Origin of the sequence: Streptomyces sp. NPDC048018 (assembly GCF_043202995.1) — a bacterium.
GTDB lineage: Bacteria > Actinomycetota > Actinomycetes > Streptomycetales > Streptomycetaceae > Streptomyces.
This window is the reverse complement of record NZ_JBIDBK010000005.1, coordinates 135,680-151,925: the sequence shown is the minus strand read 5'-3', so window position 1 is coordinate 151,925 and position 16,246 is coordinate 135,680. Positions and strand designations below refer to the sequence as shown.

Annotated in this window: 13 protein-coding genes and 1 pseudogene; 9 read left to right on the top strand and 5 right to left on the bottom strand. The window is 73.3% G+C overall.

The genetic code is table 11. From position 1 onward, the window contains the following. Positions 1–6: 6 nt before the first annotated feature. The 3 genes from nhaA to ACGF1Z_RS20555 all read right to left on the bottom strand — a co-directional run bounded on the left by nhaA (position 7) and on the right by ACGF1Z_RS20555 (position 6,248). Entirely contained in the window at positions 7–1,410 is a 1,404-nt protein-coding gene (gene nhaA / locus ACGF1Z_RS20565; protein WP_393005951.1) for a Na+/H+ antiporter NhaA, read from the bottom strand. Positions 1,411–1,666: 256 nt separating this feature from the next. Further along, entirely contained in the window at positions 1,667–3,622 is a 1,956-nt protein-coding gene (gene acs, locus ACGF1Z_RS20560; protein WP_393005949.1) for an acetate--CoA ligase, read from the bottom strand. 193 nt (positions 3,623–3,815) lie between these two features. Beyond that, positions 3,816–6,248 carry a SulP family inorganic anion transporter gene (locus tag ACGF1Z_RS20555; protein WP_393005947.1) on the bottom strand — a complete coding sequence of 811 codons (2,433 nt, stop codon included), beginning with the start codon at positions 6,246–6,248 and terminating at the stop codon, positions 3,816–3,818. 265 nt (positions 6,249–6,513) lie between these two features. Between ACGF1Z_RS20555 and ACGF1Z_RS20550 the strand changes: the two genes are divergently transcribed. Then, a complete protein-coding gene (locus tag ACGF1Z_RS20550) occupies positions 6,514–7,815 on the top strand; it encodes a hypothetical protein (RefSeq protein ID WP_393005945.1) in 1,302 nt (433 codons plus the stop codon). 43 nt (positions 7,816–7,858) lie between these two features. Here the strand turns inward: ACGF1Z_RS20550 and ACGF1Z_RS20545 are convergent, their stop codons facing one another. After that, positions 7,859–8,845, bottom strand: coding sequence for an ATP-binding protein (locus tag ACGF1Z_RS20545; protein ID WP_393005943.1), 987 nt, complete (start codon positions 8,843–8,845; stop codon positions 7,859–7,861). Positions 8,846–8,947: 102 nt separating this feature from the next. Between ACGF1Z_RS20545 and ACGF1Z_RS20540 the strand changes: the two genes are divergently transcribed. Beyond that, positions 8,948–9,766, top strand: coding sequence for a Fic family protein (locus ACGF1Z_RS20540; protein WP_393005941.1), 819 nt, complete (start codon positions 8,948–8,950; stop codon positions 9,764–9,766). 339 nt (positions 9,767–10,105) lie between these two features. On the opposite strand, the gene ACGF1Z_RS20535 is transcribed toward ACGF1Z_RS20540, so the two are convergent. Continuing rightward, complete coding sequence (locus tag ACGF1Z_RS20535) at positions 10,106–10,960, bottom strand: HAD family hydrolase (RefSeq protein WP_393005939.1); 855 nt, start codon at positions 10,958–10,960, stop codon at positions 10,106–10,108. A gap of 483 nt (positions 10,961–11,443) precedes the next feature. On the opposite strand from ACGF1Z_RS20535, the gene ssd reads away from it, so the two are divergent. From ssd to ACGF1Z_RS20500, 7 genes and pseudogenes are all read left to right on the top strand, one after another. Beyond that, positions 11,444–12,568, top strand: a complete 1,125-nt coding sequence (gene ssd / locus ACGF1Z_RS20530) for a septum site-determining protein Ssd (RefSeq protein ID WP_393005937.1) — start codon at positions 11,444–11,446, stop codon at positions 12,566–12,568. Beyond that, the gene (locus ACGF1Z_RS20525) at positions 12,565–13,716 is read left to right on the top strand and encodes a TadA family conjugal transfer-associated ATPase (RefSeq protein ID WP_393005935.1); all 1,152 of its coding nucleotides are present in this window, start codon (positions 12,565–12,567) and stop codon (positions 13,714–13,716) included. Before ssd ends, ACGF1Z_RS20525 begins: the two co-directional genes overlap by 4 nt. After that, entirely contained in the window at positions 13,713–14,582 is an 870-nt protein-coding gene (locus tag ACGF1Z_RS20520) for a type II secretion system F family protein (RefSeq protein ID WP_393005933.1), read from the top strand. Before ACGF1Z_RS20525 ends, ACGF1Z_RS20520 begins: the two co-directional genes overlap by 4 nt. After that, the gene (locus ACGF1Z_RS20515; protein ID WP_393005931.1) at positions 14,579–15,337 is read left to right on the top strand and encodes a type II secretion system F family protein; all 759 of its coding nucleotides are present in this window, start codon (positions 14,579–14,581) and stop codon (positions 15,335–15,337) included. Before ACGF1Z_RS20520 ends, ACGF1Z_RS20515 begins: the two co-directional genes overlap by 4 nt. Positions 15,338–15,465: 128 nt before the next feature. Continuing rightward, positions 15,466–15,603 (top strand): DUF4244 domain-containing protein, encoded by a 138-nt coding sequence (locus tag ACGF1Z_RS20510; RefSeq protein WP_393005929.1) that lies wholly within the window; start codon positions 15,466–15,468, stop codon positions 15,601–15,603. A 10-nt stretch (positions 15,604–15,613) separates the two neighbouring features. Continuing rightward, positions 15,614–15,943 carry a TadE family type IV pilus minor pilin gene (locus ACGF1Z_RS20505; RefSeq protein WP_393005927.1) on the top strand — a complete coding sequence of 110 codons (330 nt, stop codon included), beginning with the start codon at positions 15,614–15,616 and terminating at the stop codon, positions 15,941–15,943. Beyond that, positions 15,940–16,209: pseudogene (locus tag ACGF1Z_RS20500) on the top strand (Rv3654c family TadE-like protein); the annotation flags it as partial. The gene ACGF1Z_RS20505 and the pseudogene ACGF1Z_RS20500, both read left to right, overlap by 4 nt. Positions 16,210–16,246 lie beyond the last annotated feature (37 nt).

Sequence of the window (16,246 nt, the reverse complement as noted above, 5' to 3'; positions counted from 1 at the left end):
CTCAGATCATGCCGGACGGTCGGCCTCATCGCGCGATGCCCCCGCCAGTTGGGCGCGCTCACGATGTTCGGCGGCCTTCCGTTCGTAGATCGCGGCCATCCTCAGGTGGTACTCCGGGTTGCCCTCCTCGTAGATGTCCGGGATGCCGTCCTCGTCGTCGTCCCGCTCCTCCTCGACCACCAGCGCCTGGTATCTGCGGACCCGCAGCTTCAGCAGCGTCGAGGCGAGGACGGCGGCGATGAAGGATCCGACCAGGACGGAGGCCTTCACCTCGTCGGTCAGGGCCGCATCGCCGACGAAGGCGAGCTCGCCGATGAGCAGCGACACCGTGAAGCCGATGCCGGCGAGCGAGGCGACGGCGAAGACGTCCGCCCAGGCCAGGTCGGAGTTGAGCGAGGCCCGGGTGAACCGGGCGGTGAGCCAGGTGCCGCCGAAGATGCCGACCGCCTTGCCGACCACCAGTCCGAGCACCACGCCGAGGGTGACGGGCTGGGTGAACACGTCGGCGATGGCCCCGCCGGACACGGCGACACCGGCCGAGAACAGGGCGAACAGCGGCACGGCCAGCCCCGCGGAGATGGGCCGGACCAGGTGCTCGATGCGCTCGCCGGGGGAGTGCTCCTCGCCTTCCCGCGTGGTGCAGCGCAGCATCAGGCCCATGGCGACGCCGGCGATGGTGGCGTGGACGCCGCTGTTGTACATCAGGCCCCAGATGACCAGGGCGAGTGGCACGTACACGTACCAGCCGCGGACGCCCTTGCGCAGCAGCAGCCAGAAGACGGCGAGCCCGGCGAAGGCGCCGCCGAGGGCGGCGAAGTCGATGTCGCTGGTGAAGAAGATCGCGATGATCAGGATCGCGAAGAGGTCGTCGACGACGGCGAGGGTGAGCAGGAAGGCGCGCAGCGCGGAGGGAAGCGAGGTGCCGATGACGGCGAGCACGGCGAGCGCGAAGGCGATGTCGGTGGCGGTCGGCACGGCCCAGCCGTCCAGGGCGCCGTTGCCGAAGACGTTCACCAGCGTGTAGACGAGGGCGGGCACGGCCATGCCGCATATCGCGGCGATGACGGGCAGGGCGGCGGCCTTGGGGTCGCGCAGTTCGCCCGCGACGAGCTCGCGCTTGAGCTCGATGCCGGCGACGAAGAAGAAGATGGCGAGCAGCCCGTCGGCGGCCCAGTGCTGGATCGACAGGTCGAGCCCGAGGGCGGCCGGGCCGATGTGGAAGTCCTGCACGGCGCTGTAGCTGTCCTTGAAGGGCGTGTTGGCCCAGACGAGCGCGACGACGGCGGCGATCAGGAGCAGCACGCCACCGACGGTCTCGGTGCGCAGCGCGTCGGCGATGTACCGGCGCTCGGGCAGCGAGAGCCGACCGAGGAACCTGCGGTCGGTGGGGGTGGGTGCGGTCGCGGGCACGAGGACCTCCGGTCGGTGGGCAGCACAGAGCACATGCCGACCAGACTTCCCGGCGCACCTAGGCCTTCCTGTCGCGTCACTGACGCGATTCTTACTTTACCTAAAGATGCTCGGCGACGTCCGGTGATCTTCACTTTAGGGGCATAGGCGGACACCGGCACCCCCTGTGGACAACGGCCTGTGGACAACCACGGGGCCCACGAGAAGGCGCCCGCCCCCGGGGTCCGGGGGCGGGCGCCTGGGTACTGTCCGGGGCTCAGTCCTCGCTGGAGGCGGCCGGCAGCTTCGTCTGGATGAGGTCCATGACCGAGGAGTCCGTGAGCGTGGTGACGTCGCCCAGCTCGCGGTTCTCGGCGACGTCACGCAGCAGACGCCGCATGATCTTGCCGGAGCGGGTCTTGGGCAGCTCGGCCACCGGCAGGATCCGCTTGGGCTTGGCGATCGGGCCGAGGGTCGCGCCGACGTGGTTGCGCAGCTCGGTGACGAGCCCCTCGTCCTCGCTGGCGGTGCCGCGCAGGATGACGAAGGCGACGATCGCCTGGCCGGTGGTCTCGTCGGCGGCGCCGACGACGGCCGCCTCGGCGACGGACGGGTGGGACACCAGCGCGGACTCGACCTCGGTGGTGGAGATGTTGTGGCCCGAGACGAGCATGACGTCGTCGACCCGGCCGAGCAGCCAGATGTCGCCGTCGTCGTCCTTCTTGGCGCCGTCGCCCGCGAAGTACCTGCCCTCGAAGCGGGACCAGTAGGTGTCGATGAAGCGCTGGTCGTCGCCCCAGATGGTGCGGAGCATCGACGGCCACGGCTCGGTGAGGACGAGATAGCCGCCGCCGCCGTTCGGCACCTCGTTCGCCTCGTCGTCGACGACGGTGGCGGAGATGCCGGGCAGGGGGGTCTGGGCGGAGCCGGGCTTGGTCTCGGTGACACCGGGAAGCGGCGAGATCATCATCGCGCCGGTCTCGGTCTGCCACCAGGTGTCCACGATCGGGCACGTGTCGGCACCGATGTGCTTGCGGTACCAGATCCAGGCCTCGGGGTTGATCGGCTCCCCGACCGAGCCGAGGACACGCAGCGATGACAGGTCGAACTTGGCGGGGATGTCGTCGCCCCACTTCATGAACGTGCGGATCGCGGTCGGCGCCGTGTAGAGGATGGTGACGCCGTACTTCTGCACGATCTCCCAGAACCGGCCCTGGTGCGGGGTGTCCGGGGTGCCCTCGTACATGACCTGGGTCGCGCCGTTCGCCAGCGGTCCGTAGACGATGTACGAGTGGCCGGTCACCCAGCCGATGTCGGCGGTGCACCAGTAGACGTCGGTCTCCGGCTTGAGGTCGAAGACGGCGTGGTGGGTGTACGCGGCCTGGGTGAGGTAGCCGCCGGAGGTGTGCAGGATGCCCTTCGGCTTACCGGTGGTGCCGGAGGTGTAGAGGATGAAGAGCGGGTGCTCCGCCTCGAAGGCCTCCGGGGTGTGCTCGGCGGACTGGCGGGCGACGATGTCGTCCCACCAGACGTCGCGGCCCTCGGTGAAGGCGGTGTCCTGGCCGGTGCGGCGGACCACGAGGACGTGCTCGACCTGCGGGCAGCGGGAAACGGCCTCGTCGATGGCCGGCTTGAGCGCGGACGGCTTGCCGCGGCGGTAGCCGCCGTCGGCGGTGACGACCAGCTTGGCGTCGGCGTCCTGGATCCGGGAGGCGACGGCATCGGCCGAGAAGCCGCCGAAGACCACGGAGTGGGCGGCGCCGATACGGGCGCAGGCCAGCATCGTGACGGCCGCCTCAGGGATCATCGGCAGGTAGACGGCGACCCGGTCGCCCTTGCGGACACCCAGCTCGGTCAGGGCGTTCGCGGCCCGGGAGACCTCGTCCTTGAGCTCGGCGTAGGTGAGGGAGCGGCTGTCGCCGGGCTCGCCCTCGAAGTGGATGGCGACCCGGTCGCCGTTTCCGGCCTCGACGTGCCGGTCGACGCAGTTGTACGCGACGTTCAGCTCGCCGTCGGCGAACCACTTGGCGAAGGGCGGGTTCGACCAGTCGAGGGTCTCGGTCGGCTCGGTGGCCCAGGTGAGCCGCTTGGCCTGCTCGGCCCAGAAACCCAGCCTGTCCGCCTTGGCCTGCTCGTACGCCTCCGCCGTCACGTTGGCGTTCGCGGCCAGCTCGGCCGGCGGCGCGAAGCGGCGTTCTTCCTTGAGCAGATTGGCCAAGGATTCGTTGCTCACGACATCTCCCTTTCCCAGGGCGTCCTATGTGCCTGTGTGTCCCGTGTCATAGCTCATCAGGCGGATGCCCGGGTGACAAGGGCCTCCGGGCAATTGGTTTAGACCTGTGAGGTGATGCGGGGATGGCCGCCGCCCCCCGAGCGGAAGGGGACGACGGCCACACACACTGGCACGGACGAACGGAACGGAAGGTTCAGGACGCGCGGGCGACCTCCCGGGCCTCCGCCCCCGGCCCCGGCCGCCCCGAGGAGGGTGGCACGTGGTTGAACACGTCGTCGTAGCTGTGCACCTCGTCCGTGCCGGCCAGCAGATAGGCCTGCGCCTCGCCCACGTGGAAGTACATCCCGTGCAGGGTCAGCGTGCCCTCGTCGAGCCGCCGCGCCACGGACTCGTACGCCCGCAGGTGCTCCAGCTGCTGCACCACGTTGGTCAGGCACAGCTGCTCGACCGCGTCCGCGGGCAGCCGCCCGGAGATCCGGGCCCAGGCGTGCCGGCGGCTGGCCATCCGGCTCAGGCTCGGCCGGCCGTGTCGCAGCCAGCGCCACAGCGGGGTCGACGGGGCGTCGGGGCCGCTGTTCAGGAGGGCCTGCATCGCGCCGCAGCCGGAGTGCCCGCAGATCGTGATCGACTCGACCCGCAGCACCTCCACGGCGTACTCGATCGCGGCCGCCACCGAATCGTCCCCGCTCTCCTCACCGGGCAGCGGCACCAGATTGCCCACATTGCGCACGGTGAACAGGTCGCCCGGGCCGCTCGACGTGATCATGCTGGTGACCAGCCGGGAGTCGGCGCAGGTCAGGAAGAGGTGCGAGGGCCGCTGCCCCTCCCGCGCGAGCCGGGCCAGCTCGTCCCTGACCAGCGGAGCCGTGTCCCGCTGGAAGGCGCCGATGCCGCTGGCCAGCCGGTGCCGGGTGGGGCCCGGCTCGTCGGCGCCCTCGGCTCCGTCCGGACCGTCCGGGGTCTCCTGCCCCCCGCACTGGTGATTGCGCCACGGCGTCCACGGGCCGCAGCAGGAGTGCCTGCCGGTGGGCCCGGCCGCGTCGCCGGACCCGTCCGCCGCCGCGACGCCGTGGCCGGTGTCGGCGAGCCGCCCGCCGGAGGGTCCGGTCGTCTCCACCGTGCCGCCGCGGGACAGATGGGCGGCCTGCCAGTCGTGCAGCGTCTCGTACGCCGCGTGGTCCATGAAGGAACCGTCCAGCTCCACCACCACGTCGGCGCCCGCCGGGATCTGGTGCAGCGTCCGGCTCAGCCGCGGCACCGCGAGGAAGGTCAACTGGCCGCGGATGCGCACCAGCTGCCGGCCGTCCCCGTCCTCCAGGGTGATCCGCGTGCGGGCCAGCCGGTTCAGCGCGACGGCGACCGCCACGGCGATGCCGAGGGCCACGCCTTCCAGGATGCCGAGGAACACCACACCCGCCAGCGTCACCGCGTACACCAGGACTTCACGGTGGCGGGTGACCGTGCGGATGTGGGTGATGCTGACCATCTGGATGCCGACGACCATGACGAGGGCGGCGAGCGCGGACAGCGGGATGAGGTCGAGCACCGGCACGAGGAGCAGGGCCGCGAGCACGATCCACACGCCGTGCAGCATCGTGGAGTTGCGGCTCACGGCCCCCGCGGAGACGTTCGCGACGCTGCGCACCGCGACCCCGGCCACCGGGAGGCCGCCGAGGGCCCCGGAGACCACGTTCGCCGCGCCCTGCCCGGCGAGTTCACGGTCGAGCCGCGAGCGGGGCGTGGCGGGTGTGCCGGTGTCGGCGGCGCGCTTCGCCGCCAGCTTGTCGACGGCCACGGCGGACAGCAGCGACTGCACGCTGGTGACCAGCGTGATGGTGAGGACCCCGGCCGCGATCCCGAGGAAGGGCCCCTCCGGGAGCCCGGGCAGTGCGTGGCTGCTCCACGAGGGCAGGTCGACCCGCGGCAGGGCGAGCCCGGCGAGCGCCGCGACGGCCGTGGCGGCGGCCACGGCGACGAGCGCGGCGGGCACCTTGCGCAGCAGGCGGCCCGTGCGCCCCGGCAGCCGGGGCCAGAACAGCAGCAGGCCGATGGTGAGGCCGCTCACGACGAGCGCGGCGGCGGAGGTGTGCGCCAGCTGGGCGGGCAGGCCGAGCGCGTTGTCGACGGGGGAGCTCTGGGGGTTGCCTCCCAGCACGATGTGCAGCTGGGCGAGTGCGATGGTGACGCCGATGCCCGCGAGCATGCCGTGCACGATGGCGGGGGAGACGGCGAGGGCGGAGCGGGCCACCCGCAGGGCCGCCAGGCCGATCTGGGCGAGTCCTGCGAGGACCGTGATGGCGCAGGTGGTGCGCCAGCCGTAGCGCTGGATCAGCTCGGCGGTCACCACGGTCAGTCCGGCGGCGGGGCCGCTGACCTGGAGCGGGGAGCCGCCGAGGCGCCCGGCGACGATGCCGCCGACGGCGGCCGCCACCAGTCCGGCCTGGAGCGGCGCGCCGGTGGCGAGGGCGATGCCGAGCGAGAGCGGCAGCGCGATCAGGAAGACGGTGACGGACGCGGAGAAATCCGCTCCGGCGATGCGGAAGCGGCGGCGGGGGCCGTCCGGCGGGCTGTGGGGCCGCTGGAGGCGGGGCCGGGTGGTCGTGCGGTCGGGTGTGCAGAGGGTCATGTTCCCGTCTCCTCCGGGGCAGCGCGGTCGCGGCTCGTGCGGGGTGCAGCGGCGGGTACATCGGGCGTGCCGAGCAACGCTCGGTAAATGGATGGTAATGGAGGGTAAAGACCCTGGCATTAATTTCGGGGCAAATGGGGCAAGAATTCACCGGATCCGGTGACAGAACGTAGCCATGCCGCTTGTCGTTGACGCTCCTCGGCCGTCCTGGTGCGACGTTGACGCAGCTTGTAGGGAAATCCGAGAAGCAGAGGAGAGGTGGGCGATGTCAGCCGCCGGGAGAAGGACCACTGTCCACAGGAGGGCGCTCGCCGTCGGCGCCCTCGCCGTCGCCCTGACATCCGGCCTCGCCGGCTGCTCGGGCTCCGGCGGCCCGGACCCGGTCGCCGCGAAGGGCGCGGCCGCCGGCGCCAAGAAGCCGCCGGCGGCCGCGCCGCAGAACGCGGTGCGTCTGATCGGTGACGGCTCCACCGCGTTCACCGGTGCCCAGCCCCGCCAGCCGGTCTGGCAGAAGCTGGCGCCGGGTCAGCAGCCGCCGCAGTTCGTCGTGTTCTCCTGGGACGGCGCCGGGGAGGACAGCCAGAAGCTCTTCTCCCACTTCCGCACGGTCGGCAAGCGCTACGGCGCGACGATGACCTACTTCCTCAGCGGCGTCTACCTCCTGCCGGAGGACAAGCGCGACCTCTACGACCCGCCGCAGCACTCCCCGGGCCGCTCCGACATCGGCTTCAACGACGTCCAGGGCATCCGGGCCACCGTGCGCGAACTGCGCGGCGCGTGGGAGGAGGGCAACGAGATCGGCACCCACTTCAACGGGCACTTCTGCGGGAAGGACGGAGGAGTGGGCACCTGGTCCGTCGACGAGTGGAAGAGCGAGATCAGCCAGGCCAAGTCCTTCGTCAAGAACTGGAAGACCAACGCCGGCCTGAAGGGCGAGAAGCCGCTCCCGTTCGACTACGACAAGGAGCTGGTCGGTGCCCGCACGCCGTGTCTGGAGGGCCGCACGAACTTTGTCCGCGCGGCCTCGCAGATGGGCTTCCGCTACGACACCAGCGGCGTCAACGACCAGATCTGGCCCAAGAAGGACGCGGGCCTGTGGGACCTGTCGATGCAGCTCGTCCCGGTCCCGGGCCGCGCCTTCCAGACGCTCTCGATGGACTACAACTTCCTGGTCAACCAGTCCGGCACGACCAAGGGCGACCCGTCGATGCACCAGTACTGGGGCAATCAGATGCGGGACGGCCTCGTCCAGGCCTTCGAGCGCTCCTACCGGGGCAACCGCGCACCGCTGATCATCGGCAATCACTTCGAGTCCTGGAACGGCGGCACGTACATGCGCGCCATCGAGGAGGCGATCGCCACGGTCTGCGTGCAGAAGGACGTCAAGTGCGTCTCCTTCCGCCAGCTCGCCGACTGGCTCGACGCCCAGGACCCGGCGGTCATCGCCAAGCTCCGCACCCTGAAGGTCGGTGAGGCCCCGTCGGCCGGCTGGAAGGCCTTCCTGGCCCCGCAGCCGGCCGTCCCGGCCGGTGCCCCCGCGGCAGCCGGGACGGCCGCCCGCCACTGATCGGCCGGCTCGGCGGGCACGGCGAGCCGGCGGCTTACGGCCGTCAGCTCGGCTGGGGAACGGCGAGCCGCTCGTCCAGCACGAACCCGGGGTCGACCTGCGCCGCCAGGTCGGCCCCCGTCTTCGCGTTCCCCCAGCTCTCCGCGTTCTTCAGGTGGAAGTGGACCATCTGCCGGGTGTACCGCTCCCAGTCGCGGAGGGCGTACGAGTCGTCCGCCGCGTTCTGGAGGGCCTGGAGGGCCATGCGGTTGGTGGCCTCCAGGAGCTCGAAGCGGGGCGGGCGGCCCTTCTCCATGGCGCGGACCCAGTCGGAGTGGCCGACCGTCACCAGCAGGTCGTCCCCGACCTCGTCGCGCAGGAAGCCGACGTCGTCCGGGCCCTGCACCTTGTTGCCGACGACCTTCAGGGCGACCCCGAAGTCCCGGGCGTACTCCTTGTACTGGCGGTAGACGGACACGCCCTTGCGAGTCGGCTCCGCCACCAGGAACGTCATGTCGAAGCGGGTGAACAGGCCGGAGGCGAAAGAGTCGGAGCCGGCCGTCATGTCGACCACCACGTACTCGTCCGGGCCGTCCACCAGATGGTTCAGGCAGAGCTCCACCGCGCCGACCTTCGAGTGGTAGCAGGCCACGCCCAGGTCCGATTCCGTGAACGGGCCCGTGGCCATCAGCCGGACCTCGCCGTCGTCGAGCGGCACGGGCCGGGCACAGGCCTCGTAGACCGGGTTGTCCTCACGGACCCGGAGCAGCCGCGAGCCCTCCCCGGGCGGCGTCGTCTTGATCATCGTGTCCGCGGTGGAGATCCGCGGGTTGGAGCCCCGCAGGTACTCCTTGATCAGCGGCAGGTGCGCACCCATCGCGGGCAGCGTGGCCGCCTCCTCGTCGGAGAGGCCGAGTGCCGCTCCGAGGTGCTGGTTGATGTCGGCGTCGACAGCGACGACCGGGGCTTCGGCGGCGGCGAGGTGTCGGATGAAGAGCGAGGACAGCGTCGTCTTGCCGCTGCCGCCCTTCCCCACGAAAGCGATCTTCATGTTCACCTAGCGTAGCGGCATGCTTGCTCCCTGTGGTCAAGGTGCGTGAAGAAGACCACTCCAAGGTGGGGTGCGGGCCCTGGGCGCGTAGCCTCCCTACTTATGAGTACGCACGCCTCTGACCCCCTGGCCGCCCTCGGCTCCCTGCCGGGCGTCGCCGACTCGGTGGACTCCGTACGCAAGGCCGTCGACCGGGTCTACGGCCACCGTGTGATGCGCCGCCGCAGCAACGAGATCACCTCCGAGGCGGCGCTCCGCGGGGCGCGCGCCTCGGCCGCGCTCTCGGGTGCCGACTGGGCCCTGGAGGAGGTGCGCCGGCGTACGGACTTCAGCGCGGACCCGGAGGCCCGCACCGTCGGCGCGGCCCTGCGGCTGAGCGCCGAGTGCGGTCAGCTGCTCTCCATCTGGCGCCAGTCGCCGCTGCGGGTGCTCGCCCGGCTGCATCTGGTGGCCGAGGGTGAGCCGCGCGACGCGACGGGGCGTCCGCGCCACGCGGGCGAGCCGGTGGACGAGCCGCTGATCGAGGCGCCGCTTCCGGACCCGGCGGAGGTCTCCGGCCGGCTCGACGGACTTGCGGACCTGATCATCGCGGGCAGCGACGCCCCGGCCCTGGTCACGGCCGCCGTGGTGCACGGCGAGCTGCTCGCCCTGCGCCCCTTCATCTCGCACAACGGTCTGATCGCGCGCGCCGCGGAGCGGATCGTGCTGATCGGCAGCGGGCTCGACCCGAAGGCGATCTGCCCGGCCGAGGTCGGGCACGCTGAGCTGGGCCGAGCGGCCTACCTGGGCGCCTTCGAGGGCTATCTGTCCGGGACCCCGGAGGGCATGGGCGCCTGGATCGCGCACTGCGGGCGGTCGGTGGAGCTGGGGGTCCGGGAGTCGACTGCGGTGTGCGAGGCGCTGCAGCGCGGCGCCGCCTGAGCGAGCCCCGAAACGGGTTGCGGCGGTACCAGACTTCGGTACCGCCGCTGGCACGTCTACCCAGTTACCAAGCGTCCTCGATATGTGCCCATCAGGCGGGGTTACTTTGCCCTGCGCCTGGTGCGGCTGGCCCTTAATCGAAGGGTCGACGTCGCGTGGGTGCCGGGTTTCTGTGCATCAGGTCCGTGGGGCCGTACTGCTCAACAGGTGATCCTCTCGGATGTCCCAGGTCTCGCGGGCCTGATTCCTTTCTACTCCTGTCCCGATGGAAGCGAAAGTCCTGGCTCCGCTTCTTTGCCTTCACCCCAAATCCAGGCAAAGCGATCGGCAAGAGCGCACTCACGCCGTCCGCGCGGTCCGTGTCAGCGCCGCCTGTCGGCGGCGGCTGGCGTACCAGACGAGCCCCGCCGTGGCCGCGGCCGCTCCCACGGCCGCCGCGGCGACCAGGGCGGGCCGGGGCGGCATCCGGAAATCCGGCAGGCGCTGCTTGAGCCGGACCGGCCGGTCGAAGGAGAGGATCGGCCAGTCCCGGCCGGCCGCCTCGCGGCGCAGGGCCCGGTCGGGGTTCACGGCGTACGGGTGGCCGACGGCCTCCAGCATCGGCAGATCGGTCGCGGAGTCGCTGTAGGCGTAGCAGCGGGAGAGGTCGTACCCCTCGGACTCGGCGAGCTCCCGGACCGCCGCGGCCTTGGTGGGCCCGTACGCGTAGTACTCCACCTCGCCCGTGAAGCAGCCGTCCTCGCCGACCACCATGCGGGTGGCGACCACCCGGTCCGCGCCGAGCATCTCGCCGATCGGCTCGACCACCTCGGCCCCGGAGGTCGAGACGATCACGACGTCCCGGCCCGCGGCGTGGTGGCCCTCGATCAGGGAGGCCGCCTCGTCGTAGATGATCGGGTCGATCAGGTCGTGCAGGGTCTCCGCGACGAGCTCTTTGACCTGTGCCACGTTCCAGCCTTTGCAGAGCGCGGAAAGATATTCGCGCATCCGCTCCATCTGGTCGTGATCGGCTCCGCCGACCAGGAACACGAACTGGATGTAGGCCGTCCGCAACGCGGCACGGCGACTGATGAGTCCGCCCCGGTAGAAGGACTTGCTGAAGGTCAGCGTCGAGGACTTCGCAATGACCGTCTTGTCCAGGTCAAAGAAGGCGGCTGCGCGCGGCATCGAGTGGTTTTCCACGAGCCCGAGCATAGGTGCCCGCCATTCGGCGTACGCTGGGGCGCGTGGGTTTGCCTGAGAAGGCTCTCGGGTACACCATGGAAGTCACGGATCGTTCGCGACCGTGCTAACCCGGACCGGCTCCTCCCCCCCCCGAGTCGGCCGGAGAGACGACCCCCGCTCTCCCCCCCGGCGGGGGTCGTCGCATGTCCGGACCCGTTTTGGTCCATGTTTCCACCATCTCCGCCCCTCCTCCCGGCCCGCGCGCCGGTGATGCCCGGACGGCGGCGGGACCCCTTGATCCGTCACTCAGAGTAGTCGCTGGGCTGCTCTCCGGGCAGTACCGGTTCGGGTGGCGAAGTTATTCACAAGCGCGGGGTTATCCACAGTTTTCGAGCAAGATCCACAAGATTTCCGAGACGGCTGCACGGTGATTCCGGCCGCGAAGTCCGCGGACCGCGGGAATCACATGAGGGGTTGTGTGCCGTGAAGGGATCGAAGACTTCCGGAACGCGAGTGCGAGACGGGTCCGGCAGGCGCCCGGGCGCCGGCTCGGACTCGGGCGAGAGGAACGCGGGCACAAGGCCGGCCCGCCCGCTGATCGTCACCGAGGACCCGACGCTCCTCGACGACCTGCTGCGGCTGTGCGCCGCGGCGGGAGCCGAGCCCGAGGTGCACCACGCGGTGCCCGAGCGCCGGGCGGGCTGGACCGACCCGCCGCTCGTCCTCCTCGGCGACGACGCGGCGGCCCGCTGCCGGGGCGCCACGCGGAGGCCGGGCGTGCTGCTGGTCGGGCGCGAGCGCGACGACCCGGCCGTGTGGCGGCTGGCCGTGGAGACCGGCGCGGAGGGCGTCCTGCTCCTGCCCGGCGCCGAGGGCCGGCTCGTGGACCTGATCGCCGACGCCGTCGAGGGCGGCGGCCGACAGGCGCTGACCGTCGGCGTCATCGGCGGCCGCGGCGGCGCCGGGGCCTCGACCCTGGCCTGCGCGCTGGCGCTCGCCGCCGCACGGGCCGGTCAGCGCACCCTTCTCGTCGACGCCGACCCGCTCGGCGGCGGACTCGACGTGCTGCTCGACGGAGAGCGGGCCGAGGGCCGGCGCTGGCCCGACTTCGCCGCCTCGAAGGGCCGCGTCGCGGGCCGGGCCCTGGAGGAGTCGCTGCCTCTCGTGCGCGGCGTGCGGGTGCTCAGCTGGGACCGGGGCGACCCCGTGCCGGTGCCGCCCGAAGCCATGCGCTCGATGCTCGCCGCCGCGCGCCGGCGCGGCGGAGCCGTCGTGGTCGACCTGCCCCGCCGGATCGACGACGCCGTCACCGAGGCCCTCGCCCAGCTCGACCTCGGACTGCTGCTCGTCCCCGGCGAACTGCGCGCCGTCACCGCCGCCCACCGGGTGGCCGCAGCGGCCGGCCCGGTGATCCGCGATCTGCGCGCGGTCGTGCGCGGGCCCTACGAGGCCGGACTCGACGAGCACTGGATCGCCGATGCCCTGCGGCTGCCCCTGGCCGGGGAACTCCCCGAAGACGCCGGGCCCTTCGCAGCAGGTGAGGGCGGGCCGCCGCCCGGCGCCGACGCCCGCGGAGGGCTCGCCCGCTTCTGCGCCGCGTTCTGGCAGCGCGTGCTCGTCCCGGAGGGTGCGGCATGAGCGGGGCGCTGCTGCTCGACGCCGTGCGACAGCAACTCGCGGAGAGCGGCGCCGAACCGACTCCCGCACGGGTCGCGGCCGCGCTGCGGGCCCAGGGACGGCTGCTCGGGGACGCCGAGGTGCTCGGCGCCGCCGAGGAACTGCGGAGCGAACTGATCGGCACGGGACCGCTGGAGCCACTGCTCGCCGACCCCCGGGTCACCGACGTCCTGGTCTCCGCGCCCGATCGGGTCTGGGTGGACCGCGGCGCGGGACTCGAACCGACCGGCGTGACCTTTCCGGACGCGGCGGCGGTACGACGCCTGGCGCAGCGACTCGCCGCCGTGGCCGGCCGACGGCTCGACGACGCCCGGCCCTGGGTGGACGCCCGGCTGCCGGACGGCACCCGGATGCACGCAGTCCTGCCGCCGGTCGCGGTCGGCTCGACCTGTCTGTCGCTGCGGGTGGTGCGGCCCCGGGCCTTCTCCGTCGGAGAGCTGACGGAGGCGGGCACCGTCCCGCCGGGCGGCGAGCCGCTGCTGCGCGCGCTCGTCGAGGCCCGCGTGTCCTTCCTGGTCAGCGGCGGCACCGGATCGGGCAAGACGACCCTGCTGTCCACCCTGCTCGGCCTGGTGGGCCCGGGGGAGCGGATCGTGCTCGCCGAGGACTCCGCCGAGCTGCGCCCCGACCACCCGCACGTGGTGCGGCTGGAGGCGCGCCCGCCCAACCAGGAGGGCGCCGGTCACGTGACCTTGCAGGACCTCGTGCGGCAGGCGCTGCGGATGCGCCCGGACCGGCTCGTGGTCGGCGAGGTCCGCGGTCCCGAGGCGGTCGACCTTCTGGCAGCCCTGAACACCGGGCACGAGGGCGGCTGCGGGACCCTCCACGCCAACACGGCGGCCGACGTGCCCGCCCGGCTGGAGGCTCTGGGGACGGCCGCGGGGCTCGACCGTGCGGCCCTGCACAGCCAGTTGGGCGCCGGACTGTCGGCGGTCCTCCACCTGGTGCGGGACCGCGCGGGGCGCCGCCGGATCGCCGAGGTGCACGTTCTCGAACGGGACCGGGACGGGCTGGTGGTGACGGTGCCCGCGCTTTGCTGGAGCGCCGGCGGATTCGAGCGGGAGCGGGGCTGGGAGCGGCTGCGGGTCCTGATCGGAGGGGCGCGATGACGGCGCTTCCGGTGCCGGGAGGTCTTCCGGCGCAGGGCGCGGCGGCCCTGTGCGCGGTGCTCGCGCTGTGGTGGACGGCCGAACGGGAACGGATGCGCCGCAGGGCCCGGGCGCTGATGGCGCTGCCGGGCGGCCCGGAGGTGCCCTGGCAGGCATCCGCCGCCCGCTTGTGGAGCGGGGCGCGGGGGCGACGGGAGTGGCTGTGCCTGCCGGTGGCGGCGGTGATCGCGGTGCTCGGCGCCTCGCCCCTGCCGCTGCTCGCCGGGGCGGTGGCGGTGCCCCTGGTGGGACGCGGGCTGCGGAACGCCCGGGAACGGCGGGAGCGGGAAGCCCGCTCCGACCGGGTGGTGGCGTTGTGCGGGGCAGCCGCCGGCGAGCTGAGAGTCGGCTGGCAGCCCGCACAGGCGCTCGCGTTCGCGGCGCGGACGACGGGGGCGCTCGGCGACGAGGAGGCCGCGGTGCTCGCGGCGGCGCGGTTCGGCGGCGACGTCCCGGAGGCGCTGCGCCGCGCGGCGCGGCAGGACGGGGCCGACGGCCTGGCCGGGATCGGCGCCTGCTGGCAGGTCGCCGTGGACGGCGGCGCGGGCCTTGCCGCGGGCCTCGACCGGCTGGAGGCCGCGCTGCGCGCCCATCGGGACGAGCGGGAGCGGCTCCGGGCCCAACTGGCGGGGGCCTGGGCGACGGTGGCGGTCCTCGCGGTGCTGCCGGTCGCCGGGCTGGGCCTCGGCGCGGCGCTGGGCGCCCGCCCGCTGTACGTGCTGCTCCACACGCCCGCCGGCCTGGGCTGCCTGGCCGCCGGCGCGGCCCTGGAGACGGCGGGGCTGTGGTGGGCGGGCCGGATCGTGCGGGGAGGTGAGCGCCCGTGACGACCCTTCTCGCGGTGCTCTGCGCCCTCGCCGCGGCGGCCGGGGCGCTGTGGGACGGGCGCCGGGCCCGGCGGTCGCGCCAGCGGGTCGCCGGTCTGCTCGCGGTGGCGCCGGCTGCCCCCGTGCGGACCCGCGGGGCAGGGCTTCCGGCCCGGCTGCGGGGGTGGGGAGTCCCGTGCGCGGTCGGTCTCGCCGGCTGGGCGTTGATCGGCGGGCTCATCGGGCTGCTGGCCGGCGTCGGCGCCGCCTGGGGCCTCCGTCGCCGGTGGGCGCGGCGCCCGCGCGACGCGGATGCGGGGAGCGAGGGCGTGGAGACGGCACGTCAGCTGCCGCTCGCGGCAGACCTGTTGGCGGCCTGCGCGTCGGCGGGCGCCGGGCCGGCCGAGTCCGCCGAGGCGGTGGGCCGGTCGCTCGGCGGGCCGGTCGGCGAGCGGCTGATCCGCACGGCTGCGGAGCTGCGGCTCGGGGGCGAACCCGCCGAGGTGTGGCGGAGGTTCGGGGCGATACCGGGTGCGGAGGGGCTGGCCCGCTGTCTGGAACGCGCGGCCTCCTCAGGAGCCCCCGCGGCCGAGGCCGTGGCGCGGCACGCGGAAGCCCTCCGGGCCGCCCGGGCCCGCGCGGCCGCGGCGCGCGCCCAGCGGGCCCAGGTGCTGATCACCGCCCCGGTCGGCCTGTGCTTCCTGCCGGCCTTCCTGGCGGTGGGGGTGGCGCCGGTGGTGATCGGCCTGGCGAGCGGGCTGCTCGCCGGCACGTGAACACGGATGAAGCGACACGAACGACACGAACGACACGAACGACACGAGGAGATTCGGACATGAAGGTCATGAGGCGCACGCGCGCATGGTGGGCGGCCCGGACGGCGGCGGCCCGGCGGGACACGGGAATGAGCACGACGGAGTACGCGATGGGCACCATCGCGGCGGCGGCCTTCGCGGCCGTCCTCTACAAGGTCCTCACCAGCGGCGCGGTCTCGAAGGCGCTGGAGTCGGTGATCGGCAAGGCCCTCGATGCGCCGTTCTGACCGGGGAGCGGTGACCGCGGAGGCGGCGGTCGCCCTGCCGGCCCTGGTGCTGTTCACGGCAGCCCTGTTGTGGGCGCTGGCCGCGGCCGCGGCACAGATCCAGTGCGTGGACGCGGCCAGGGCGGGGGCGCGGGCGGTGGCCCGCTCCGAGCCCGTCGCGGCCGCGGAGGCCGCCGCCAGGGCCGCGGCGCCCGAGGGCGCCCGGGTCGGCGTCGTACGGGAGGGCGAGCTGTGGCGGGTGACGGTGGAGGCGACGGCACCCGGCCCCGGCGGCCTGGGGCTGACGCTCAGGGCCGGGGCGGCGGCGCTGGCCGAGGAGACGGTGGGGGAGGCGGCATGAGACGGGGCAGGACCGACCGGGGAGCGGCGACGGTGTGGACCGCCTTCGCTGCGTGCGCCCTGTGTGCGTTGTTCGGCGCCGTCCTCGCGCTCGGCCAGGCGGTCACCGCCCGGCACCGCGCGGGCGGCGCGGCCGACCTGGCCGCGCTCGCTGCCGCGGACAGGGCCCTGTGGGGCGAGCCGGACGCCTGCGCCGCGGCCACCCGGGTGGCCGGGGCCCAGGGTGCCGCCCTGACGCGCTGCCGGGTCCGCGAGGACGTCGCGGACGTCACCGCGCGAGTCGCCCTCGGGCCGTGGACGACCG

What these genes read in the sequence shown, in the direction of transcription:
- ACGF1Z_RS20545 (WP_393005943.1), bottom strand. Translation starts at nt 8,845, where the DNA reads ATGAAGATCGCTTTCGTGGGGAAGGGCGGCAGCGGCAAGACGACGCTG.
- ACGF1Z_RS20525 (WP_393005935.1), top strand. Translation starts at nt 12,565, where the DNA reads ATGAGCGGGGCGCTGCTGCTCGACGCCGTGCGACAGCAACTCGCGGAG.
- ACGF1Z_RS20555 (WP_393005947.1), bottom strand. Translation starts at nt 6,248, where the DNA reads ATGACCCTCTGCACACCCGACCGCACGACCACCCGGCCCCGCCTCCAG.
- ACGF1Z_RS20510 (WP_393005929.1), top strand. Translation starts at nt 15,466, where the DNA reads ATGAGCACGACGGAGTACGCGATGGGCACCATCGCGGCGGCGGCCTTC.
- ACGF1Z_RS20520 (WP_393005933.1), top strand. Translation starts at nt 13,713, where the DNA reads ATGACGGCGCTTCCGGTGCCGGGAGGTCTTCCGGCGCAGGGCGCGGCG.
- ACGF1Z_RS20535 (WP_393005939.1), bottom strand. Translation starts at nt 10,960, where the DNA reads ATGCTCGGGCTCGTGGAAAACCACTCGATGCCGCGCGCAGCCGCCTTC.
- ACGF1Z_RS20540 (WP_393005941.1), top strand. Translation starts at nt 8,948, where the DNA reads ATGAGTACGCACGCCTCTGACCCCCTGGCCGCCCTCGGCTCCCTGCCG.
- ACGF1Z_RS20550 (WP_393005945.1), top strand. Translation starts at nt 6,514, where the DNA reads ATGTCAGCCGCCGGGAGAAGGACCACTGTCCACAGGAGGGCGCTCGCC.